Annotated in this window: 21 protein-coding genes; 10 read left to right on the forward strand and 11 right to left on the reverse strand. The window is 43.2% G+C overall.

The window, feature by feature from the left end; all coding sequences use genetic code 11:
* Positions 1-78: 78 nt before the first annotated feature.
* Positions 79-1,716 carry a glycoside hydrolase 43 family protein gene (locus ABDD94_RS00290; RefSeq protein WP_345954186.1) on the reverse strand — a complete coding sequence of 546 codons (1,638 nt, stop codon included), beginning with the start codon at positions 1,714-1,716 and terminating at the stop codon, positions 79-81.
* Positions 1,717-1,879: 163 nt separating this feature from the next.
* Between ABDD94_RS00290 and ABDD94_RS00295 the strand changes: the two genes are divergently transcribed.
* Both ABDD94_RS00295 and ABDD94_RS00300 read left to right on the forward strand, forming a co-directional pair.
* Positions 1,880-2,068: a hypothetical protein gene (locus tag ABDD94_RS00295; protein WP_345954187.1), complete on the forward strand. Its 189-nt coding sequence runs from the start codon at positions 1,880-1,882 to the stop codon at positions 2,066-2,068.
* Positions 2,069-2,179: 111 nt separating this feature from the next.
* Positions 2,180-3,886, forward strand: coding sequence for a sodium:solute symporter (locus ABDD94_RS00300; protein ID WP_345954188.1), 1,707 nt, complete (start codon positions 2,180-2,182; stop codon positions 3,884-3,886).
* A 21-nt stretch (positions 3,887-3,907) separates the two neighbouring features.
* Here ABDD94_RS00300 and ABDD94_RS00305 read toward each other — a convergent pair whose 3' ends face one another.
* The 3 genes from ABDD94_RS00305 to ABDD94_RS00315 all read right to left on the reverse strand — a co-directional run bounded on the left by ABDD94_RS00305 (position 3,908) and on the right by ABDD94_RS00315 (position 6,199).
* Positions 3,908-4,753, reverse strand: coding sequence for a DUF2911 domain-containing protein (locus tag ABDD94_RS00305; protein ID WP_345954189.1), 846 nt, complete (start codon positions 4,751-4,753; stop codon positions 3,908-3,910).
* A 367-nt stretch (positions 4,754-5,120) separates the two neighbouring features.
* Entirely contained in the window at positions 5,121-5,621 is a 501-nt protein-coding gene (locus tag ABDD94_RS00310) for a hypothetical protein (RefSeq protein WP_345949795.1), read from the reverse strand.
* Entirely contained in the window at positions 5,618-6,199 is a 582-nt protein-coding gene (locus ABDD94_RS00315; protein ID WP_345954190.1) for a sigma-70 family RNA polymerase sigma factor, read from the reverse strand. The genes ABDD94_RS00310 and ABDD94_RS00315 overlap by 4 nt, the downstream gene beginning before the upstream one ends.
* Before the next feature lie 293 nt (positions 6,200-6,492).
* Here ABDD94_RS00315 and ABDD94_RS00320 point away from each other — a divergent pair, with 293 nt between their 5' ends.
* A complete protein-coding gene (locus ABDD94_RS00320; protein ID WP_345954191.1) occupies positions 6,493-6,876 on the forward strand; it encodes a DUF6249 domain-containing protein in 384 nt (127 codons plus the stop codon).
* Between the two features lie 65 nt (positions 6,877-6,941).
* On the opposite strand, the gene ABDD94_RS00325 is transcribed toward ABDD94_RS00320, so the two are convergent.
* Positions 6,942-7,457: a DinB family protein gene (locus tag ABDD94_RS00325; protein ID WP_345954192.1), complete on the reverse strand. Its 516-nt coding sequence runs from the start codon at positions 7,455-7,457 to the stop codon at positions 6,942-6,944.
* Positions 7,447-8,673, reverse strand: coding sequence for a HAMP domain-containing sensor histidine kinase (locus ABDD94_RS00330; protein WP_345954193.1), 1,227 nt, complete (start codon positions 8,671-8,673; stop codon positions 7,447-7,449). The genes ABDD94_RS00325 and ABDD94_RS00330 overlap by 11 nt, the downstream gene beginning before the upstream one ends.
* A gap of 220 nt (positions 8,674-8,893) precedes the next feature.
* On the opposite strand from ABDD94_RS00330, the gene gltX reads away from it, so the two are divergent.
* Positions 8,894-10,414: a glutamate--tRNA ligase gene (gene gltX, locus ABDD94_RS00335; protein ID WP_345954194.1), complete on the forward strand. Its 1,521-nt coding sequence runs from the start codon at positions 8,894-8,896 to the stop codon at positions 10,412-10,414.
* Positions 10,415-10,521: 107 nt separating this feature from the next.
* Here the strand turns inward: gltX and ABDD94_RS00340 are convergent, their stop codons facing one another.
* Entirely contained in the window at positions 10,522-12,969 is a 2,448-nt protein-coding gene (locus tag ABDD94_RS00340; protein WP_345954195.1) for a PIG-L family deacetylase, read from the reverse strand.
* Between the two features lie 191 nt (positions 12,970-13,160).
* On the opposite strand from ABDD94_RS00340, the gene ABDD94_RS00345 reads away from it, so the two are divergent.
* The 4 genes from ABDD94_RS00345 to ABDD94_RS00360 are packed head-to-tail and all read left to right on the forward strand — an operon-like array spanning position 13,161 to position 17,810.
* On the forward strand, positions 13,161-13,808 hold the full coding sequence (locus ABDD94_RS00345; protein ID WP_345949788.1) for a TetR/AcrR family transcriptional regulator: 648 nt from the start codon (positions 13,161-13,163) through the stop codon (positions 13,806-13,808).
* On the forward strand, positions 13,792-15,165 hold the full coding sequence (locus ABDD94_RS00350; RefSeq protein ID WP_345954196.1) for a TolC family protein: 1,374 nt from the start codon (positions 13,792-13,794) through the stop codon (positions 15,163-15,165). The genes ABDD94_RS00345 and ABDD94_RS00350 overlap by 17 nt, the downstream gene beginning before the upstream one ends.
* 29 nt (positions 15,166-15,194) lie before the next feature.
* Positions 15,195-16,256 carry an HlyD family secretion protein gene (locus ABDD94_RS00355; protein ID WP_345949786.1) on the forward strand — a complete coding sequence of 354 codons (1,062 nt, stop codon included), beginning with the start codon at positions 15,195-15,197 and terminating at the stop codon, positions 16,254-16,256.
* Between the two features lie 6 nt (positions 16,257-16,262).
* Positions 16,263-17,810, forward strand: a complete 1,548-nt coding sequence (locus ABDD94_RS00360; RefSeq protein ID WP_345954197.1) for a DHA2 family efflux MFS transporter permease subunit — start codon at positions 16,263-16,265, stop codon at positions 17,808-17,810.
* Between the two features lie 237 nt (positions 17,811-18,047).
* Here the strand turns inward: ABDD94_RS00360 and ABDD94_RS00365 are convergent, their stop codons facing one another.
* Both ABDD94_RS00365 and ABDD94_RS00370 read right to left on the reverse strand, forming a co-directional pair.
* Positions 18,048-18,632 carry a carboxymuconolactone decarboxylase family protein gene (locus ABDD94_RS00365; RefSeq protein WP_345949784.1) on the reverse strand — a complete coding sequence of 195 codons (585 nt, stop codon included), beginning with the start codon at positions 18,630-18,632 and terminating at the stop codon, positions 18,048-18,050.
* 75 nt (positions 18,633-18,707) lie between these two features.
* A complete protein-coding gene (locus ABDD94_RS00370) occupies positions 18,708-19,253 on the reverse strand; it encodes a peroxiredoxin (RefSeq protein ID WP_345949783.1) in 546 nt (181 codons plus the stop codon).
* Between the two features lie 155 nt (positions 19,254-19,408).
* On the opposite strand from ABDD94_RS00370, the gene ABDD94_RS00375 reads away from it, so the two are divergent.
* Positions 19,409-19,912 (forward strand): hypothetical protein, encoded by a 504-nt coding sequence (locus ABDD94_RS00375; RefSeq protein ID WP_345954198.1) that lies wholly within the window; start codon positions 19,409-19,411, stop codon positions 19,910-19,912.
* Positions 19,913-20,097: 185 nt separating this feature from the next.
* Here ABDD94_RS00375 and ABDD94_RS00380 read toward each other — a convergent pair whose 3' ends face one another.
* Both ABDD94_RS00380 and ABDD94_RS00385 read right to left on the reverse strand, forming a co-directional pair.
* Positions 20,098-20,280, reverse strand: a complete 183-nt coding sequence (locus ABDD94_RS00380) for a hypothetical protein (RefSeq protein WP_345954199.1) — start codon at positions 20,278-20,280, stop codon at positions 20,098-20,100.
* Positions 20,281-20,371: 91 nt separating this feature from the next.
* Positions 20,372-22,171: a PDZ domain-containing protein gene (locus tag ABDD94_RS00385; protein WP_345954200.1), complete on the reverse strand. Its 1,800-nt coding sequence runs from the start codon at positions 22,169-22,171 to the stop codon at positions 20,372-20,374.
* A gap of 313 nt (positions 22,172-22,484) precedes the next feature.
* Here ABDD94_RS00385 and ABDD94_RS00390 point away from each other — a divergent pair, with 313 nt between their 5' ends.
* A complete protein-coding gene (locus ABDD94_RS00390; RefSeq protein ID WP_345954201.1) occupies positions 22,485-23,576 on the forward strand; it encodes an efflux RND transporter periplasmic adaptor subunit in 1,092 nt (363 codons plus the stop codon).
* The last annotated feature ends 8 nt before the right edge of the window (positions 23,577-23,584 follow it).

Genomic DNA, 23,584 nt, shown 5'->3' on the forward strand with positions numbered 1-23,584 from the left:
TTTGGTTTATTCTTTAATAGTAAAAGGTGCATTGCAAATGTAAGGTGTTCTTTTATAGATGGTATGATAAAGCCATATTTATTTCTCTACCCTGAACCAGTCAAAATCGGCATATCCACCGGTGCGTGCCTCCGGTTTGCTAATGCAAAATAATCCCATTTTAGCGCCTATCCATTTGTCGGGGGCGGCGGTAAATGTCTCACCAATGGGTTTAAAATTGATGCCGTCCTCGCTATAGCTAAAACTGCATTTGGCATCAGGGGCAATTACCTGCATGCGCAGCCAGGCTGCATTGCTGCTTATCCTTTTTTCATCAATCGTGTTCTCTCCAGCACCGTTAACCGCACCTTTGCAAGTCACCTGGCTAATTTTATAGCCTTTTTCGTCTTTGCTGATGCTTATATAGGCGTAATCGTTACCCATCATCAGCAAACCTGCTTTTTTATCTTGCCAGGCATCCTGCTCAACGGTGTATTTAACTTTGGTGGTAGCAGTAAAAGCGGGTGCAGGCAGTTTTTGCATCAATAAATTAGGCACTGGCCACAGGCTTTGCGCCCCTTTTTCGGTAGCGTAGGCAAAGAGACGCAGGTAACCTTTGCCTGGTATTTTGGCACTCCATTCTAATCGCGGATTGGCATGCCATTGCCACTGAAGTCCTAAACTGTCGGTATTAAATTCATCACTCTCTGGTGGTGTAACAATAGCATACGTTTTACCAACATTGGGCTTTTTATAAACCAATACCGGTTCGCCCTTGCCATCGCCATCAGGGTCGGCACCTATAACGGGCCAGTTGTTTACCCAGCGCATGGGTTGCAAATGTGTAATGCGGCCATAAGCGCCCTTGTCCTGAAAGTGAATGAACCACGATTCGCCGGTTTGCGTTTCCACCCAGGCCCCCTGGTGCGGGCCGTTGACAGATGATTTGCCCTGATCCATCACAATTTTTTCTTCGTAAGGGCCATATACGTTTTTAGAGCGAAGTACTAACTGCCAGCCCGTGCCTACACCACCGGCAGGTGCAAACAGATAGTAATAACCATTGCGTTTGTAAAACTTAGGGCCTTCAATAGTAGGGTGGCTTTCGTGCCCGTCAAACACATGGCGGCCATCATTAACAACCTTAGTACCTGCGCTATTCATCCTGAAAACAGTGAGCAGGCTTTTTACACCGGCACGACTACCGGCCCAGCCTATGGCCAGGTAAACTTTGCCGTCATCGTCCCAAAGTGGAGTAGGATCAATATATCCTTTGCCGGGTAATACAATTTGCGGTTTCGACCATTCACCCGCCGGGTTCTTGGTTTTAATAACGTATATACCAAAGTCAGGATCCGGATAGTAAATATAAAACTCGTTGTTATGAAAGCGGATACAAGGCGCCCAAACGCCTTTACCATGTTGTGGCTGGCTAAATACATCGGCCGGAACTTGCTTAGGCAATGCATAATTAATCAGTCGCCAGTTTACCAGATCTTTTGAGTGTAGAATGGGTAGGCCGGGCGTGCAGTTAAAGCTGGAAGCCGTCATATAGTAATCATTGCCAACCCGTATGGCATCAGGGTCCGAATAGTCGGCATACAAGATCGGGTTTTGATAGGTGCCATTGCCTTTATCGGCAACCCAGGTTTTGGATACCGGATTGGTTTGTGCCCGGGCGTTTAAGGCAATCACAAAGGCAGCAATGGCCAGAATATATATACCTGCTTTATGCATGGTGTTATAAATTTAAGGTAACTGGTTTACAATTATAAGAAATATACAGCCTTACATGGTTTTTACACTGCTTTAATACATCATTATTTGAAAGTTATGCCGAACAAAGTTTTGTATCCAAAGGTTAATCAGCTACTTTTGCGCATATAGATATATAAACGTTATGGCACATCATCATAAAGAAGAAGAAAACAACGATTCATATTTTTACATCATTGGCCTAGTAGCTGGCTTGTTCACCGGCGCTGTTGTAAACCAGGGCTTAATTTACATTCCCATTGGCGGTGTGTTGGGCTTACTTACTGCAGCCTTATTTTTAAAAGTATTGGTTAAAGGCCGTCAAAGTGCCTGATCGGCAAGACCTGCCTCCATTTATACGCAACTGGAACCAGTTTTACGGTATTGTTATCGTATGGCTGGTTCTTCTAATTTTTGTATTTTGGCTCATTACCATTAGTTTTAAATGAGCCTTACCGATTGGATTGTTTTAGCTGTTACCCTGTCTGTAATAATTACTTACGGCATTTATAAAAGCAGGGGGAGCAAAAATCTGGATCAGTACCTGGTAGGCGGCCGCTCGCTGCCGTGGTACCACATCGGTTTATCGGTTATGGCCACACAGGCCAGTGCTATTACCTTTCTTTCGGCACCTGGTCTGGCTTATTCAGACGGGATGCGCTTTGTGCAGTTTTACTTTGGTCTGCCCCTGGCCATGATTGTGCTCTGTATCACTTTCGTACCCATTTTTCATCGGTTAAAAGTTTATACCGCCTACGAGTTTCTGGAGCAGCGCTTTGATTTGAAAACCCGTGCTTTAACTGCTTTTTTGTTTTTATTGCAACGCGGCTTGTCAACAGGAATCACCATATATGCGCCCTCTATAATTTTGTCAGCTATCCTTCAAATTAATGTGGTTTATACCACACTGTTTATTGGTACGCTGGTTATTGTATATACGGTTTACGGAGGAACTAAGGCGGTGTCTTACACGCAAATGCTGCAAATGAGCATCATATTTGCCGGCATGTTTTTAGCCGGGGTGACAGTAGTAATGTTACTGCCAGATGGTGTTGGATTTAAAAACTCGCTGCAACTGGCAGGCAAACTTGGCCGCATGAACGTAATTGATTGGCATTTTGATCCTAAAAATCAGTACAGTGTTTGGAGCGGTTTAGTAGGTGGATTCTTTTTGCAGTTATCTTATTTTGGTACAGACCAAAGCCAGGTTGGGCGTTACTTAACGGGCAGTTCGGCGGGGCAAAGCCGCATTGGCTTGCTCATGAACGGCCTCATTAAAATACCGATGCAATTTCTGATACTGCTTATTGGGATACTGGTGTTTGCATTTTATCAGTTTACACAGCCGCCCATGTTTTTTAACCGTAACGAGGTTGAACAAATAAAGACCAGCCGCTACGCTGTGCAATACCAACGGCTGGAAACCCAATATGCCCAGGCATTTAAAAGTAAAAAGGAGAAGAGTGAAGCTTTGTTAAATGCTTTAGATAGCAAGGATAAAAAGGGGATAGATGCTGCCCAAAGCAGGCTGCAACAAGCCACTACCGAGGCCGATACGCTGCGAAAACAAGGAATTGCTTTAATGAAGCAAAACAATGCCCTGGCCGATGTGAATGATACCAACTACGTTTTCCTGAATTTTGTAACGCATTATTTGCCTAAAGGGTTAATCGGCTTGCTGATCGCTATTGTGTTCCTGGCCTCTATGGGATCAACGGCCAGTGCGCTTAATTCGCTGGCGTCGACCACTGTGGTTGATATTTATAAACGGGTGATTAATAAAAATGCCAGTGATAAGAGCTATGTAACCGCCTCGCGTTGGGCTACAGTTTTTTGGGGTGTTATTTGCCTAATTATGGCGCTGTACGCCGGGCAATTGGGCAACCTGCTTGAGGCGGTTAATAAACTGGGTTCGTACATTTATGGCGTTATATTGGGCGTGTTTGTGGTTGCCTTTTACCTGAAACATATTAAAGGCAGTGCCGTCTTCTTAGCAGCAATACTGGCCGAAGCCGTTGTAGTATACGTAGGGTATACTGATAAAGTAGCTTATTTATGGCTTAATGCCTTGGGCTGTATTGCATTGGTGTTAATAGCACTGGTTGTCAATCCGTTCTTAAACAAAAAGCCCGACACTCAGGCCGGGCTTTGATGTATTTCTTAAGGCAAAGAATTATCCCTTCGCTTGTTTTATAACTCCTTCGTTTAAGCGAATGTATTCATCATTCTTTTCTTCTCTTGCCAGGCGTGCACCTTCTTCAGCTGTGGCAATAGCCGCAGCCTTGTTTCCCATTTTCAATTGAATACGCGCCTTCCATAATTTGTAATAAGGGGCTTTGGGCGCTGTTTTTTCAGCTTCGGTAATCCACTCCAAGGCCTTATTTAAATCTTTACCGTTTTCGTAGTAATACTGTACAGCAGCAAAATAAGGCTTCTTTTCGCCCTTCATGGCGGTTTCAATACCGGCCATAACCCGGCTATCAATATCGGTTGCTAAATGCAAATTGATAGCAGTACGTTCCCACATTAATTGCAATTCGGCGGTGGTTGGTAAAACATTAGCAAATTGCATGGTAAAAGTTTCAACAGGTGCGGCAGTTTTGGCAGCTTTTACTTTAAAACGTAAAAAGTCGTCGGCCTGCTTATATTCATAAGCGCCCCATTGTTTAGTGGTTTTGTTCAGGATGATGGTCCACTCATTGGCATCAGGAATCGAAAAAAAGGCATATTCGCCGGCCGGCACTTTGTTGCCCTCAATCGTAACGTCATCGGTAAAGGTAATTACGGTGGCATTGTTTGCGCCGGTACGCCAAACCTTACCATATGGCTCTAATGCGCCAAATATTTTACGGCCTTTAGTATTGGGACGCGAGTAGTTTAAAGTGATCTTGCCTAAGCCAAATTCTTGTACAAGGGTTTGTGCCGAACTGGCTTGTGGCATTTTAAAGCCCTGTGCCTGGGCAGAAAAGGTGCTGCCTGCTACTATAACAGCTAAAATTAAGATGTAAATTTTTTTCATGATGATCTATAATTAGATGCACCAAAGGTATAAATAGTTACGACGAAACTTATTGACCAGAAAAAAGTAATATGCTCGGGAAGCAGTTAAAGAAAGTGAAAAATGGCTATAAATAAAAAGCCCCCCAGTCTTGCACCGGGGGACTTTCAACCTAAACCTTATCACAATTAAATTGGTAAGTTTACCAATTCATATATACTAACACAATTGTTGTACCAAAAATTGTGTTAGAACACATATTTTTACAAAATTTCTTTTCGGCTGATTTTCAAATAGAGTGAGTTAATGAAGATAGTTTGTTTCATGACAAGCTATCAGGGATGACAGACACTAATGTTCAGCATTGTGTACAAAAGTGTCAGTTTTTTTAGGCTTGTTGTGTATTATGACGTTTGCGCAGGTAACCGTCAAATAAAAACAGGGCTAACACCACATCAAAAAACAGAAATGCCTTTAAAGCCGGCCCGCTAAAATAGTGCTCAATTTCGGGCAGTTTGGCGCTTGCAGGCAATTGAAAGCCATTATTGCTACTAATGCTCCAATCGGTATTAACCAGGGCAATGCCTAATAAAGCTACAATGGTTAATATAAAAAATGCGGCAATGCCTTTAATAATGCGTGTATCAATTGTGGCTTTTAATGGCTTGCTGGCCTCCTCGGTGCGTATGCCTTCCATTACTTTATAGGTGAAGGCCATGGGCGGCATCTCCAGTTCTATGCTTTGCAGCTCCTGGTTAAATGCCAGTATCTCCTCATATTTCTGCCGGTAAATTTCATCTGTGGCAATAAGCCTGGCGATGTCCTCGTGCTCCTTTGGTGAGCAAGAACCGTCCATAAAATTCCACAGTTTTTCCTCAATGTTGTTCATATCAGTTCCTTAACTTCATGCTTTAAATTACGCTCAAGCTTCTCTTTCAAACGCTGGCGTGCTCTAAATAGTTTCACTTTAACATTGTTAGGCTCAATGCCTAAAGTTACGGCAATTTCTTCTAATGACTGCTCGCCTTTATAAAATAAGGTGACGATCATGGCGTCATCAGCCGATAACTGTTCAATGGCCTGGTTCACATAAAACGACCGTGATTTATTTTCGGCCATGTTGTTTTCTAACCCGCTGCTGTGGTTCTCAACCTGTATATGATTGGTTTCATCATCAATAGATGAAGTATCCAACCGTTTCTTGCGCAAAAATGTCATGGCCGTGGTATATACAATACTGTATAGCCACGTACTGAACTTGCTGTTACCTGCGAAGTTTTGCAATGAACGATAAGCCTTAATGAAACTATCCTGTGCTACCTCCTCGGCATCTTCGCGGGTTTTGGTAAAACGCACAGCCAGCGTGAATACAAACCTCTGATGCCGTTTAACCAAGTGCGCATAAGCCGATTGGTCGCCCGCGAGGGTTTGTTCAATTAGTTCTATATCTGAAAGCTTGCTTTGCATTTTACAATAACTATGACCACAGTAATTGAAACCAGGTTACAGCGTTTAGCAATAAAATTATAAAAATAAGCGGAGTGCCCAACTTCCTATTGTTGGTGGCAAGCATTAGTTATATATATATGAGGTGTACAAAATGTTGTACTAGCCTGTCCATTTGGTAACCTGTTACCTTTTTTTAAAAAAAAGTAAGATAAACCTGTAACCTGCTTACAAAACGTGTGGTCATAGCTTACAAATCACCGCAGTTGGTGAGGCGTTCGATAACAAATCAATAACTTTAAAAATTAAATAACATGGAAGGCGCACAATTATTAGTACCCATCTTAGTACCACTTGGCTTATTTGCTATGATCTTTGGAATTGTATACTTACAGAAACGTGAAAAAATGGCCATGATTGAGCGTGGTATGGATCCACGCCGGTATAAACCACAATCGGCTCCGTTTCAGAACCTTAAATGGGGTTTACTGCTTATAGGTGCAGGTTTGGGTTTGTTTTTAGCTTATGTACTGGATGCAACGGTTTTTGCCCGCATGAAAGATAACGAAGCCGTTTACTTTGGTTTGATAGCCATGTTTGGCGGCCTGGGCCTTTTCTTATCTTATCGTATCGAAAAGAAAGAAACCATTGATAAAGAAGCCCCAGCTGCTTATATTCACGAGAAAGACGTGGTATAAATATAAAAAGCAAGCCCATTTATCACAAAAAAGCATCTTCTGTAAACGGAGAGGCTTTTTGCTGTTTACAGGTAACGTTGTTTAATGATGTCCAGGTGGTGCAACTCGTGGCCGGCGGTAATGTATAGCAGCGCTCTAACTGAAACCGTTTGACCACTGGCCGTACCGTTGTATAATAGTTGTTTATCCGTAACAGACCTGAATAGAAACAAATTGGCTTCTCTTAACGCCCTAAACTCGGCAGCTAAGTTGGCCAACGTTCTCGTATGTAACAATGCCTTTTCTACATAATCATTCTCATCAAAACCTGGCAAAGGATTCTGATCCTGTCGCGAGAAGCATAGAATACGATAAGCGAATACCCGCTCTGCATCAATCATATGGCTCAACAGTTGTTTAATGGTCCACTTGCCTGCTGCATAAGCGTAGTTTTCCTTTTCGGCAGGCAGCGCTGTAAAAAACTGATAGGTACTTTCCTTTAATTGCGTAAGCGTTTGCAGAACATCGCTGTGCGCTATAGCCTTCTCTACATAGCCGGCATAAAACGGCGCGTACTCGCCAGGCTCAGGCTTAATTATCATCTTCTATATTTTTAAGTACAATTCTGAAAGTAGTGCCTTTGCCCAGTTCAGAATCTTTAACAAAAATTTGCCCGTTATGGTAATTTTCTACCATGCGCTTGGTGAGCGAAAGTCCCAGGCCCCAGCCACGTTTACGTGTAGTGTAGCCCGGCCTAAAAACGGTAACAAATTTTGAACGGGGTATACCTTTGCCCGTATCGGTTACGTCAATATAAATATGGCTTCGTGTTTTGCTGGCCATAACATCTATCTTAATGCTGCCGGGGGCTTGTATAGCATTTACTGCATTTTTTAACAGGTTTTCAATCACCCAATCAAACAGCGGCACGTTAATGCCGGCTTTAAGGTAGCGATCGCCGTTAAGCTCAAAGCTGATCTTGTCAGACACGCGAACTTTAAAGTAATCCACAAAATCTTTTACCACCTCGTAAACGGAATGGGGCTCAAGCACCGGTTTTGAGCCAATTTTAGAAAAACGATCTGCTACTACTTCCAGCCGTTTTACATCATTGGCCATTTCGTTTATCAACGTATCATCTTCTGCATCAAATTTGTCTTTTAACAACTCTATCCATGCCAGCAATGATGAGATGGGCGTTCCCAACTGATGAGCCGTTTCTTTTGCCAAACCTACCCAAACCTGGTTCTGTTCAGACTTGCGCGATGAACTGAAGGCAGAGTAAGCCACCATTAAAAATATAGCGATAATGGTGAGCTGTATATAAGGGAATACCCGTAGCTGGGTTAATAAAGGAGAGTCTTTATAATATACCAGCCAATAACTGTTATTGAAGCCCGGTACGTTAATTTTAATAGGCTCGTGTTGCGATTTCATTGTAGCCAGCTCATTTTCAAAATAGGCTGGGTCATATACGGGCTGTTTCTTTTTATCCACACCGGGCTCAGGCGGCATCTCTATGAAGGTTTTGGTTGAGTCTAAACCACGCTGAAATTTAAAGTCGCCTTTTTCATCGGTTATCAGAGCAGGTACGGTTAGGCTGTCACGCACCAGAAAAACGTAATTGAGCTGATCTTCATCTACTGTAGAAAAAACCTGTTTCATGGTTTGTGCCCACACTTGAGCACGGGTACGTTCAGACTTGGCTATGTTTTTAACCAGATACTTGGTGTACAGCAACGAACTGCCGGCTATAATTACGGCAAAAAAAAGTAAAAGGTATTTCCAGCGTTTTTTGCGTTGGTAGGGGTTGCTCATAAACTGCTCAAATATAGTGAGTGGATGAGTGAATGAGTGGGTGGATGAAAGTTTTTGCGCATATCAAAGTACTAAATAAGTGCAAAAACGTTCATCCTGTTTTACTATGACTGATTATTGGCGTTAATTATATACTAATTGGCGCATTAATCAGGTAATTGCCAGGTAATAACTATACACTCATTCTCTCATTCACTGCTCCACTTACTATATTTGCGGCATGTTAAATCCAAATGTAAGAGTGCGCTTTGCGCCCAGCCCAACTGGTGGTTTGCACCTGGGTGGTGTGCGTACCGTGCTGTTTAATTACCTGTTTGCTAAAAAGCACAACGGAACATTTATACTGAGAATAGAAGACACTGACCAAAACCGCTATGTGGAAGGTGCCGAAGAATATATTATAGAGTGCTTAAAATGGTGCGGACTGAATGCAGATGAAAGTCCGGTTGTTGGTGGTCCGTTTGCCCCATACCGCCAAAGTGAGCGCAAGGCGCTTTACCGCGAGTATGCCGAAAAACTGGTAATGCATGGCCATGCTTATTATGCATTTGATACGCCCGAAGAATTGGAACAAAAGCGTAAGGATGTGCCTAACTTTCAGTATGGAATGGCACACCGTAATGAAATGCGCAATTCGCTATCACTGCCTGAGCATGAAGTAGATCAGTTGCTTGATGCCGGCACGCCGCATGTAATCCGTATTAAAATGCCGGAGGATGAAACCATATCCTTTAATGACATGATACGCGGTTATGTGTCTTTTGACACCAATACTGTTGATGATAAAGTACTGCTGAAGGCCGATGGTATGCCTACATACCATTTAGCCGTGGTGGTCGACGATTTTTTAATGCAGATATCGCACGCTTTCAGGGGTGAGGAGTGGCTGCCATCGGCCCCGGTTCACATGCTGTTGTGGGAATACCTGGGTTGGAAGGACAGCATGCCGCAATGGGCACATTTACCACTTATACTTAAACCAGACGGCCATGGTAAACTGAGCAAACGCGATGGCGCGCGCTTAGGCTTCCCCGTATATGCCATGACCTGGGATGATGCTAAAAGCGGCGAACAAACAGAAGGCTTTCGCGAGATTGGCTTTTTGCCCGAAGCATTTATAAACCTGCTGGCGATGCTCGGCTGGAACGATGGTACCGATCAGGAAATCTTTTCACTGGATGAATTGGTTGAAAAATTTTCGATGGAGCGCATTAGCAAAGCAGGCGCTAAGTTTGACTTTGAAAAAGCCAAGTGGTACAACGCCGAGTGGATCAAAAAGCTGGATGCCGAAAGATTAATAAAAGAAACCAAGGCCGTTTTAACTGCTAAAGGTGTTACTGTTACCGATAACAGCTATCTGCAAACGGTAACCGAACTGGTTAAAGACCGTTTGGTATTGCTAACCGATATATATGAGCATGCCTGGTACTTTTTTAAACAACCCGATGAGTATGACCTTAATTCGGTAAAGCCAAAATGGAATGAAGCTAAAACCGAATTTTTCCAAACATTGATTACCCAATTACAGCAAACTGCTGATTGGAATGCTGTTGATTTGGAAAATAGCTTTAAAGTGCTGCTAACTGAGAAAGGCTTAAAGCCAGGCGACGCCATGCTACCTTTCCGGATTATGCTGGTTGGGGGCAAGTTTGGCCCACATGTTTTTGATATTGCCGCCGCGTTAGGCAAAGACGAGGTTATTGCCAGAATAGAAAAAGGGTTGACCGCATTTACCGCCTAGCGGCCCGTAAAGCCCTCCCTTAAAGGGAGGGCTTTTATAAAAAGGCATCATTATAAATTTTGAGGTGAAAACGGTTTTATAATCGGATATTATCCTGGCTCTTAACGCTATCGTAAAGGTTTACTCAGCAAATTTACAAATAGCCGGTAGGCGCCCGGTACACCAGCAGGCAACTGACGAAAGAAAGCCAACGAAGTATAAACGAACCTACCCTTGCCAAAGTTGGCCGTAATCAAAGATCCTTTCTTGCTGGATTCACCAGCATCGTTCATTTCAAAAGTGGCCTGGTACTCTGGTGCAATATCGCTTACAAAATATAAGCCGCGCTCCTGTACCCAGCCATCAAAATCGGCCTGTGTAATTTTGTTAGGATAGTTTAGCAAAGGGCTTTGCGCGTTGGTAAATGTTACTTTAGCCAGCTCGTCGGTTACGCGCTCATTAACCACCCGGAAAGGGTAGGGGCCAATTTGCTGCACTACAAGTCCGGCAAAATTGTTGTATTGCACTACCAGGTTGCCTCCATTTTTAACATATTCCATTAACTTGGGCTGTTCATAAGCCAGGCGTGCATCAACATTGTAGGCACGCACACCGGTTACTATAGCATCATAAACTGACAGGTCAGTATTCATGATCTCACCCTCGGTTAATAAATGCACTTCATAACCAATTTGGCGTAACGCATCTGGTACAAAATCACCTGCACCTGTAATGTAGCCTATCTTTTTGCCGGCAGTTTTCAAATCGAGATTAACCAGCCTGGTTTGTGCTGGTGGGAAAAGGGTAATGTTAGGAATATGCTCGTATTGTATATGCTGTATTCCGTTGGTGTAAATTTGCCCACCTGCAGTTACCTGCACTTCGGCTACGCTACTCTTAGCATTTGGTGCCGGCGTTATGGTAAAATCAGCCGTCCATTCGTCGCCTTTTCGTTTGTCTTTAAAATCAATTGAAGACGGGCTTATTTGCCAGCCCCCAACCGGTTTAATAGAAATGCGGCCCGTGGTAAGTTTAAAGCATTTTAACTTAAGTTGAAGCATTTGCGGCTTACCGGCGCTAAATATTAAAGCCTTGCTTTCAATGGTAGCAGTTACTGGCGGCGCTATCTCCACCGGCTGGTAAACCTCACCACGTACCGGGTCCACATATTTGTAGGCCAATTGGCGTTCATAGCGCAATAGTTTACCTTCAATAATAAAATCATAGTTGATCTTTAACGCATCCGGATTCTCAGGGTTTCCGGCAAGGGTATCATTCGGTAAAGTATAAGCACCAATACCATGCGGCGCATTGAGCCAGTAAGGTTGTGTTATTTTGTTAGCATAGCTATGCGAAGTGAACTGCTGAAGCTGATTAGCCGGCAAAGACTGGCCACCGTTGGCAAAATTTTGTGTACTGATGCCTGCAAGCCTTACTTTATCACTATAGCGGTTTAAAACTTGAGACCTCACAGTTATGCTATCACCAAGCGCATAAGTAGCTTCAGTAGCATAGCTTTCAAACCACAGGCCAGCACAAGCAGCAATCAGGTCGTCCAGCTCTCTCAACTTTTGAGTACGCCAGTAAACATCGGTTACTTTTTCAATCTTATTGCGGAGTTGAATAAGTGCAGGAACAGATTTTTCCGGATTTTCACTGTCATAATTTTTGCCGGCAGTGGTAATGTTATTAGCAATGTCATCGCCGTTTTTAACCCGTTTCCAATTGGCGGTAACCCCGTCAAGCAGGTCGGTTTGCGGAGCCTCCCCCAAAAGGTTTTTAAAGTACTCGAACGATTGGCCCCTTTGTTTGGCCGTGCCAAAGCCCTGCGATTTATGATTGGAACGGCTCTCGGCTGCAATTTCGCCGTAGCCTTTGCCCAGCACTGGGTTATAAACGCCAACGTCAATCTTAAACTGATCGGCAGCGGTGGTATTGGTGCTGCCAAAATTAAAGGTATTCCACAGCAGGCGCTTGGCCTGCCATGGTTGTACATATTTTAATTGCTCGGGGTAACGTTTAGGGTCGGCCGCCGCAGTAAAGGCTTCCTGCGCTAAAATAGCCGACGACGTATGATGCCCGTGGCCGCCCTCACCAGTTGTTGGGAAACGGCATATCATCACATCGGGTTTAAACCGGCGTATTACCCAAACCATATCGCCTAAAACTTTGTCGCGGTCCCAAAATCTCAGGGTTTCTTCCGGTCCTTTCGAAAATCCGAAATCATTGGCACGCGTAAAAAACTGTTCGGCACCGTCAACACGGCGTGCTGCTAACAGCTCTTGTGTTCTAATTAAGCCTAATAGTTCGGCTTGTTCGTTACCAATTAGGTTTTGGCCGCCGTCGCCGCGGGTAAGGGCCAGGTAGCCGGTACGATAACCTTTTTCGCGTGCCAGATAAGCCAGCAGGCGGGTGTTCTCATCATCGGGGTGAGCTGCAACGTACAGCACGCTACCCAGTACACTCAGCTTTTTAAAGCTTTGCTTTATGGTGGCTATATCGGCAGGTGGAGCGGTTTGCGCCTGGGCTAAGTTAATAATGAAGGGAATAGTAATAAGTAATTTAATTATTCTCATAAAAGTTTCACTGCTTTGACCAGATGAATGTACAAATATTCAAAACAAATAAGCAAACCGGGCACTTAAGCCTTTAAAACTGAATTAATTCCGATGGTTTATGTATATTGATGACAAGCATTTTACATATTCATTACATAATTTTTAAAAATTAATCAATCGTTTGATTAATTTTGCACAACGAAAAAGTAATGGAAAAGGAAAAAGTTGATAAAAAAGATCATATTCTGGATGTAGCCGAGAGGGTATTTGCAGAACATGGTTTTGACGGTGCTTCCACCCGGATGATTTCGGGTGAAGCAGGGGTGAATATGGCCATGCTTAATTATTACTTCGGTTCTAAGGAAGGGTTACTGCTTTCCATCTTCGAACGTAGAACATCGAAATTTCATAGTCTTATTAAAGGTATTGGCAATAATGAAAATACAACTTCCTGGCAAAAGGTGGAAGAATATGTAGATGCCTATATGGACAGGGTTTTTAATAATAACTGTTTTCAAAAAGTAATTTACCAGGAATTGGCTGTGAGGCGCACCGGAGAATTGTCGGATAAGATAACTGAGATGGTGATGCAGAACGTTGTTGAATTCCGAAAGATATTACACGAAGGCATTGAAAAGGGCGAATTTGGAAGAGATATTGATACCGATATGGCTGTAGCTACCGTATTTGGCCTGAAAACCCAAATAGTTAATTCCCATCATATATCCAGCCTTATGTTAGGTTACGATACGCAGGATACGCAGAATATTCAGGAAAAATTAAAGCCCAGAATTACTACCTACCTTAAAAAACTACTAAAAGCTTATTTACTTGTTGAAAATGACAACGCTAATTAATACAACCAATCATTCACACACCCTTAAAGGGCTGCGGCCTAAACCATGGCGTTTAGGTGTTGCAGCATTATTGTCGGCTGTGTTGTTAGGCAATGCTGCCAACGCGCAAGACAGAACCATTACGCTTGACGAGGCCATTAAACTCGGCGTCGAAAACAGTAAAACACTTAAGTACTCGCAATCGAAAATTGATAGGGCGGTATCACAGTATAACCAGGCTAAAGACCAGGCATTGCCAACAGGTTCGGCCAGCTTTATGTATAGCCGCGCACAAATTCCAGCCAATAAGTTGGACTTGGGCCCCGATCAATCATTCAGCCTGCCTAAAAGCGCCAATGCCAACTTAGGTATTGTGTCTGTTGAAGAGGTTATTTACGGTGGTGGCCGTTTGCGCTACGCTAAAGAATCAACCGATTTGCTTATACAGGTTGCCCGGTTAGATGCTGATAGAGATAAGGAGCAGATTGCTTATAACGTAGTAAACTCTTATTATAATTTATACAGGGTATTGCAAAGCAAACGCGTGGTTGAGCAAAACTTAAAATCGATTGACCAGCAAATACACCAATCACAGCGCTTTTTTGAGCAGGGCCTGGTTACCCGTAACGATGTGTTGCGTTTTCAGCTACAGCGGTCGAACGTGGAGCTTAACGGCCTGGAACTGGAGAACAACCGCCAGGTTATTAATTACAGCCTGAACATTTTGTTAGGCTTGCCTGAAACTACACAAATCAATATCAACCAGCTTGATAACGCCAGTTTACAGGTAGCGCCTTTATCGGCTTACCAGGATACGGCACTGGCCGCCCGTCAGGAATTGCGGACACTGGATTTGCGCACGCGTGTTGCCGAAACTAATATAAAAAATACAGAGGCCAATAAACTGCCTACGCTAGCCGCAACTGCTGGTTTATATTATGTTAATGCATCGGCTAATCCGTTTCCTAACAGTGGTAAGTTTATTACGCCGCTTACCGCCGGCTTAGCCTTATCATGGAACTTTGGTTCGTTATGGAACAACAAAAACAAGGTAGCTGAAGCTCGTATAGAGCGCGAGCAAACCATTATCGACAAGGGGATTACTACCGATAATGTTAAAAATGAGGTGAATCAAAGCTATCAAAACTATCTTACTGCGGTAAACAAGATCAAGCTGCTGGAAACCTCTATTGAGCAGGCTACCGAAAATAACCGTTTGCAAGCATCCCGGTATTCAAATGCTACAGCAACAGCTACTGAGCGTGCTGATGCCGAAACTTTACTATACCAGGCACAAATTAATCTGGAGTTAGCAAGAGCCGATGCCGGACTAGCCTACTACAATTTGCTTAAAGCAACCGGAAAACTTACTAAATAATAACTCAATACAACTCTACTATTATAACAATGGCACAAGAACAAGACATCCAACAACAGGAAAAGAAAAAGCCTAATAGGGTTATTCCTATTATACTGGGCATTATCGTAATAGCCGGATTAATTTTCGGTGTAAAAGAATATATCTACTCTACCAAACACGAAGACACCGACGATGCGCAAATTGATGCAGACATAAGCCCGGTAGTAGCCCGTGTAGGCGGTTATGTAGACAGTATTTATTTTGAAGACAATCAGCACGTTCAAAAAGGACAGGAATTGGTTAAAATTGACGACCGCGATTACAACGTGAAATTAGAGCAGGCACAGGCCGCACAACAAGGTGCAGGTGCAACTGTAGGCGTAAGCGAATCGCAGATTTATGCCACTGCAGCTAATTCAGCAAGCGCTAAGGCTCAGGTTACTTCGGCTGCTGCCCGTTTAGAGAAAATGCAAAAGGATTATGCCCGTTACGCTAATCTGATTAAAGACGGCTCTATTACGCAGCAACAATTTGATCAGGCTAAATCTGATCTAGACGTAGCCCGCGCTAACTATCAGGCAGCTGTTGACCAATATAAAGCTGCTCAGCAACAAGTAGGCACAACCCGTAACCAGTTAAAAGTTACCAATACCGGTGTTAACCAGCGCCAGGCCGACGTTGACTTTGCTAAGCTGCAGTTAACTTATACAACCATTAAAGCTCCTGCAAGCGGTATCACCTCTAAAAAGAGCGTACAATTGGGCCAGTTGGTACAAGCAGGTCAAACTTTGTTCTCGGTAGTAAACGATAACAGCTTATATGTTACCGCTAACTTTAAAGAGACCCAGTTAGAGCACTTACGCAATGGACAAAAAGTGAAAATTGAAGTTGATGCGTTCCCTGATCTGGAATTAGAGGGCTCAGTTTATAACTTCTCGCCTGCCACAGGTGCCCGTTTCTCTCTGCTGCCTCCTGATAATGCTACTGGTAACTTTGTAAAAGTTGTACAACGTGTACCGGTTAAAATTAAAATAAACGGCAATAAAGAAACTTTAGATAAGCTGCGCGCCGGCATGAGCGTAAACGTTTCGGTTTCTATAAAAGACTAATTTATAATGGCAGAAGTAGGATTTAAAAAGTGGATCATTACCATCACGGTAATTACAGCTTCGCTACTGGAGCTGATTGATACCACCATTGTAAACGTATCCTTGCCAACGATACAAGGTAACTTGGGTGCCACGTTAGAAGACGTAGCCTGGATTACCACCGGTTATGCGGTAGCTAACGTAATCATCCTGCCTATGTCGGGCTGGTTAGGTAGCTTTTTTGGCCGTAAAAATTATTTTCTGGCTTCTATCGTCATCTTTACCATCGCCTCGTTTTTGTGCGGTAACGCTACTACACTAACCGAGCTAATCCTGTTCCGTATTTTGCAGGGTATGGCCGGTGGTGGGCTAATATCAACCTCGCAGGCTATCTTGTTAGAAACCTGGCCCCGCGAGCAAGTGGGTACGGCTACTGCCTTGTTTGGTTTAGGTGCGGTTGTTGGCCCTACAGTAGGCCCAACCATTGGTGGTTACATAACCGACCATTACTCATGGCCCTGGATATTTTATGTAAATATACCGGTAGGTATATTGGCAGCCATATTTACCATTATGTATGTAAGGCCCACCGCACCCGAGGGGCGCAATAAGCCTATCGACTGGTGGGGCATTGCATTGTTGGCCATAGCGGTTGGCAGTTTACAAACCATTTTGGAAAAGGGTGAATCGGAAGATTGGTTTGCTACACCGTACATTACAGCGCTTACAGCAACTTCAATAGTTGGCGTATTGCTGTTTATATGGCGCGAAATGAGTACCGACCACCCCATTGTGAACTTTAAGATCATGCGGCACCGGAGTTTTTCCATTGGGATGTTCACCTCTTTCATTTTGGGCTTCGGCTTGTATGGTTCGGTATTCGTGTTCCCGGTATTTTGTCAGGCATTGTTAGGCTTTTCAGCCCAGCAAACAGGGGAGTTGCTCTTCCCAGGTGGATTATTTACCATATTTATGATGCCTTTTGTGGGCAGGATGTTAAATAAAGGTGTGCCGGCGCAGTTTATGGCAACGGTTGGTATGTTCCTGTTCTTTGTGTTTACCCACATCCTGAGCAACTCAACGCTGCAAACCGGCGAAAGTGATTTCTTTTGGCCGCTGGCTATACGCGGTGTAGGTATGGCGTTACTGTTCGTACCGTTAACTACACTGGCTATATCAGATCTTAAAGGCGCCGAAATTGGACAGGGTGCTGGTTTGAACAATATGATGCGCCAATTAGGCGGTTCATTCGGTATTGCAGCATTAACTACGCTAATTCACATACGGCAGCAAGGGCATCGTAATAACTTACTGATTAACATTAATCAGTATAACCCGGCGTTTAATGAGCGGTTGCAAGGTATGATTCATAACTTCATGGCGCATGGCCGCTCGTTGATGGATGCAACCAAGATGGCTTATGCCTCAATGGAAGGAACGATTACCCGCCAGGCTATGCTTTTAACGTATGATGATGCTTATTGGCTTACCGGTTTAGTAATGTTGTTCTCTATACCGCTATTATACCTGCAGCCATTCAAAAAGAATTTGAAGCCCGCTGCAGATGTGCACTAAATAACAAAAGCCGTTCTGGAGTCAGCAGAACGGCTTTAAGTACAATTAAATTGTTTTTTGTATTACCCTTAAGGCAGTAATTTTAGAGGGTTGAATTTTAAAATTACCTTGCGCCCTAAGTGTGTTTAATCTTGCTTCTAATTTAAGGAACCCTTTAATTAAAAGCAAACTTTTTTAAATAAAAAATAAAAGGGCAGATAAATCAATTATCTGCCCTTTTATTTTAGTTGTAAATATTTAGAATATAATCTTACCAGTGGCAGTAACTAATGATGCAATACGTACCGCATCAAAAATGCGCTCTTCGGTAGTTCCTAACTTAATTAACGAATCTTCATGTGCGTTAACGCACATTTCGCAACCGTTAACAGCCGAAATAGCCAGGCTCATCAACTCAAAAAACTCTTTACCGGTTACAGGCTTCATCATCAGCTGCATGCGTATGCGTGCAGGTATCTGTGTGTATTTCTCCTTTTGTGTGAAGTGACGGAAACGGTAAAAGATGTTGTTTGATGCCAGTAATGATGCGCAGCCAGCGGCTTCACCGGTTTCTGCGGCTGTAGCACCCTGCTCTTCAGCGTATTTAGTGAAGTACTGGGTTAACGGTTTGTTATTATTGTTTATAGCCGTACTTAAAGCAATTAAAGCGCACTCTTTGGTGTTTAAATGCTCAGAAGTTAAGGTGCTGGTCAGGTTCAGTTTTAAATCGCGCAGGTAGCGTGATTCGCCTTTCTCAAGCAGCGTTAAACTTTCTGTACGGTAATCTTTGTCTACAGCAACGCTTTGCAGTAATTCTTCTATGATATCGGTGCTTTCGCTCATTTTCGTATTTAATTTAGAATGGATTAAAAACAACAATCCCCGTAATGAGATACATTACGGGGATTAATTATAGTGTTATGCAGTTAATGTTTCCTGACCTTTTTCCCAGTTACAAGGGCAAAGCTCGTCAGTTTGTAAACCGTCTAATACACGTAAAACTTCTTTAACGTTACGGCCAACGTTCAGGTCGTTAACACAAACCCAACGTACAACACCAGTAGGATCGATAATGAAAGTAGCACGGTAAGCGATTTTTTCGGTAGGCTCTAAAATACCCAGATCTTCAGCTAATGATTTAGAAGTATCAGCCAGCATTGGGAATTTCAGGTCACGTAAATCATCATGATTTTTTCTCCAGGCTGCGTGTACAAACTCAGAGTCGGTAGAAGCACCGATTAAACGAGCGTCGCGGTCGCGGAACTCACCGTAATTTTTGTTAAACTCAGCGATCTCAGTAGGGCAAACAAAAGTAAAGTCTTTTGGCCACCAGAACATTACAGTCCAAACGTTATCATCGTTTATCAAAAAATCAGAAGTTATGTCTTCAAACTCTTTTCCTTTTTCAATGCTAACTACAGCTTTTTTATTAAAAGAAGGAAATTTTTCACCAACTGTTATCATAATGTATCTTTTGTTAGATTTTTTACAAATATAAGGAAGATTAGTTGGTTGCAGTATTTTTTTAATTGATGTTGTATAGCTTTTGTCTATATATAATTTGATTTTTATAGTCGTCTGAAATAAATCTAAAGCTGAGTTATTTTGTTGCTTACATTATGAACGAAACGGAGTTTTTAGCGCTGAAACAACAATACAAACCTAATAAGGTAGAGATCCTTTTTATTGCCGATGGCATGCCGGTTAACAACAGATATTTCTACCTCAAAAACTCTAGTATGTTCAGGGCGGTAAAAGACGCTTTTACGCAGGCCTTTGGCGACTTTGATTCTAATGACGGATTTTTGACGGCCTTTCAGGAAATGGGGGCCTACTTTGATAGCCTAACGGTAGAGCCTATCAAATATCTGCCACCTAAGGAGCAAACTATTGCCCGGCAAAAAGGGGTTCAGCCGCTGGCAGACAGGATTGCTGAAATGCAACCTCGCCTGGTAATCATCTCATTAAAAACAATAGAAAAGTATGCCCGGGAAGCCATTCACTTATCGGGTGTTAACTCTATCGAGCATGTTGCCGTTACACCATTTCCGGTTAAAAGTATGGCGAATGTGAACAACTGCATTAACGGAATAATTACTGCGCTAAAGGCGGTAGATTGGTAGGAACAATTCAAGCAGGCTTGATCCTAATTATTATAATGGACAGTTACGCATCAATCGATCACGGTTCACCCTTCCTAGTAAGCTGTGAATTGCTATTATTTTATCGGTGCCCAAGATCCTAACAAAAAAAAGCCCGGCTCTCAATAAGAACCGGGCAACTATGACTAACTAAACTAAAAAATATGCTAAAATAATTCTGGGCGTGATACTGGCCCGGCCTGCTCTGTACCCATAGCACCCATTACACCAAATATGGCTGCAAATGCCAGTAGTGAGTGAATCAAATCAGTTGCATTATATACAAATACGCTAACAGCCCATCCGGTAAGGCATATAGCCGCTGTTAAAAAAAATAATATTCTCATCATGATAATAGCCCCCTTGTTTTTTATAGATAGATGCTCTATTGTACGGGCATAATCTTAAACAGGTTGCTATTATTTTAATTTTTTTGCCGAATTATATTTTTAGCCATTTTTTGCGTACCGCCAGTTGTTGTGGTGTAAGGTCGGTGCGGCTTTGTATGTTGTACCTAACAATAGTGCTTTTTAACAAGGTTACCGGTATTACCAGCGGAAGCCCATCGCGTATTACGGCTACCTGTACTCGGTCTCCAACTTGCTTACCCGGTATCAGGTTCTTAGGGTCGGTTGCAGGTATACCGTCAATTGATACCAGCTCATCGTTCACGTTAACGCCGTCCACCCAGGCCGATGTACCACGCAAAACTCCGCTTACTTTTAATCGGCCGCCGGCCAGCGCTACGGTGCGAATACCCAGATCAGGCTGGTTCAGGTTCTCGTTTTCGTTAAAGAGATGGTAGCCGGCATATGCCAGATACTTATTATAATCCAGCGGCTCTACACCATTGATGTATTTACGGTAAAAGTCGTCCATTTTTTTGCCGGCAAACTTTTCTACCGCAGCTTTAAATTCAGCGTCGGTGTAGCCGCGTTTTTTTACTTTGTAATACTCGTTATACATATAGCGCATCACATCATCTAATGATTGCCTGCCGTTAGTGGCATTTATGATTTCCAGGTCCATCATCATGCCAATTACCGAGCCCTTGTTGTAGTATGAAATACTGGTGTTAATGGTGTTTTCATCGGGGCGGTAACTTTTTATCCAAGCATCAAAGCTGGCTTGCGAAAGGGGCTGTATTTTAGTGCCAGGCGTGTTTTCAATAATTCCAAAATCACCGGTAAGTGCCGTAAAGTAATGATCAACCGGGAACAGCTGCGTACGCCTTACTATTAGGTTGTCGTAATAAGCGGTAAAACCTTCGGCAATCCACAGGTTGGTGGTATAATTCTCGTTATCATAGTCAAACGGACCTAAAGCAATTGGGCGCAGGCGCTTAACGTTCCACAAATGGAAATGCTCATGCGCTACCAGGCTTAAAAAGCCTTCATAAGTCGACTCTTTAGCGTATCCATCACGTGCAGCACCCAAAACGGTAGAACTTAAATGTTCCAGGCCTCCGCTGCCTTTGGCATAGTTATGCACAATAAAAACATAGCGCTTGTTAGGGTTTTCGCCAAATATGGCTACTTCCTCGGCAATTACTTTGGCCATGTCTTTCTTTAAGCGTTCGGCGTCATAATTAGCCTCTCCATACATAGCTACCTCGTAGTGCGTATCGCCTACTTTAAAATCAAATACATCCTGTGTACCTACTTCAATTGGCGAGTCGAACAGAATATCATAGTTGGGCGATTTAACCGTGAACGGATCATTATTCACCATCTCCAAACTGGTTGATACTTTATTCCAGTTTTTGTAAGGTTTAATTTTAATGGTTGATGGCAGGTTAAGACCACCTTCGGGGTAAAAGAACATGCCAGAGGTAGACAGGAATGCGTGCGTTACATCAATAAACGCCGTACGTACCGATATCTCGAAGGCATAAAAGCGATATTTTACTTTTACTGATGATAAGCCCTGGGTGTTTAGCTGCCAGACATTTTTACGGGTTTTGGTTACACTAACTGGCTTGCTGCCGCTTTGTGCCGTAAACGATTCCACGTTTTTAGAAAACTCACGGACAAGGTAGGAGCCGGGTGTCCATACCGGTAATTTCAGGTTCAGCTTACTTTGCGCCAGGCCCTTGATCTCCATTTCAATATCAGCATAATGTGCCTGTGCTTCGGGAAAACTAACGGTATAGGCTATTTGCAGCGTACCCGCTGCCTGGCTTGTTGTGCTCATGAGTACAAAATAAAATAAAACAAGAATATTCAGTTGCCACTTTTTCATGCCGCCAAAATAGAAAAATTTGGTGGCTAAGCTTTGTTTAAGCCTTCATATACAAGTTGTAAAATGGTTGATACATACATCGGGAGTTAGTAATAACGGCTTATTTTGCCTGTTAGTTAAGGTATAAACACAATCAGCCCTTATTTCGTACGCATATTTATTTTCATTATAAATTGTGTGCAATATAAATGTAGCATGTAAGCTAAACATGGCATTTACCAAATTTATAAAACGGAAGGTTGTATGAATTTACCTAGCTAAAACAATTTTGAGATCATTAAACACAAAAAAGCATACCGGTAATTATTAGTTCATGAAGATCAGATACATAGTTTATATAGCAATAGCTTTGATTGTTGGTTACCTGGTTTACAACAAACTTCATGGTGATAAGGGTAAGGAGGGGCAGGGCCAAGCCACCGGTGGTGCCGGCGGCGGTAAAGACGGTAAGCGCAAAGGCGGCCCTATACCGGTAACTGTTCAAATAGTTAAGGATACGGTAATGACCAATACCATTAATTTAACCGGTACTGTTGACGCCAACGAGCGTGTTAATTTAATTAGCCAAACGGCCGGCAATATAACCGGCATCTACTTTACCGAAGGCGGGCACGTTACCAAGGGGCAGGTACTGGTGAAGGTATATGATCAGGATTTGCAGGCTACTTTAAAGCAAAACCAGTATCAAATTGCACTGGCAAAAGAAAACGAATACCGAAACCGCGTTTTGCTACAAAAGGAAGCTGTAAGCCGCCAGGAGTATGATACGTCTTTATCGAGTTACAATACATTAAAAGCACAGGGCGATGTCATAAAGGCACAAATTGCCCGTACGGTGGTAAGAGCCCCCTTTAGCGGTGTAATTGGCTTGCGTAATGTAAGCCCGGGCGGTTATCTGTCGCCCTCAACAGCGATTGCTACGCTGGTAAATACCGATCCAATGAAGGTGACGTTTTCGATACCCGAGCGTTACAGGTCGTTTGTAAAACCAGGCAGTAAAGTGAACTTTACCATTGCCAGTTCCCGCAACAACTTTTCGGCAACGGTTTATGCTATAGACCCCTCCGTTGACCCCTCAACCCGAACCGTTACGGTAAGGGCCCGGGCGGCTAATCCGCGCAACGAGATCACGGCCGGTGGTTTTGCAAAAATTAACCTGGTGCTGGAGCAATCGCCCCGCGCCATTATGGTACCTACCCAGTGCGTAGTGCCCGATCTTAAATCAAGCAAGGTATTTCTTGCCCGTAATGATACGGCCATAGCAGTACCGGTAAAAACAGATAACCGTACCGATGTTGCCATTGAGGTAACCGAGGGTTTAAAGCCCGGCGATAGCTTAATCGTATCGGGTATTATCCAGATGCGCCCTAAGGTGCCGTTAAAAATTATTAAAGTTCTTCATTAAGCATATTC

The sequence above is a fragment of the Mucilaginibacter sp. PAMB04168 genome (assembly GCF_039634365.2).
In the GTDB taxonomy this organism is placed as follows: domain Bacteria; phylum Bacteroidota; class Bacteroidia; order Sphingobacteriales; family Sphingobacteriaceae; genus Mucilaginibacter.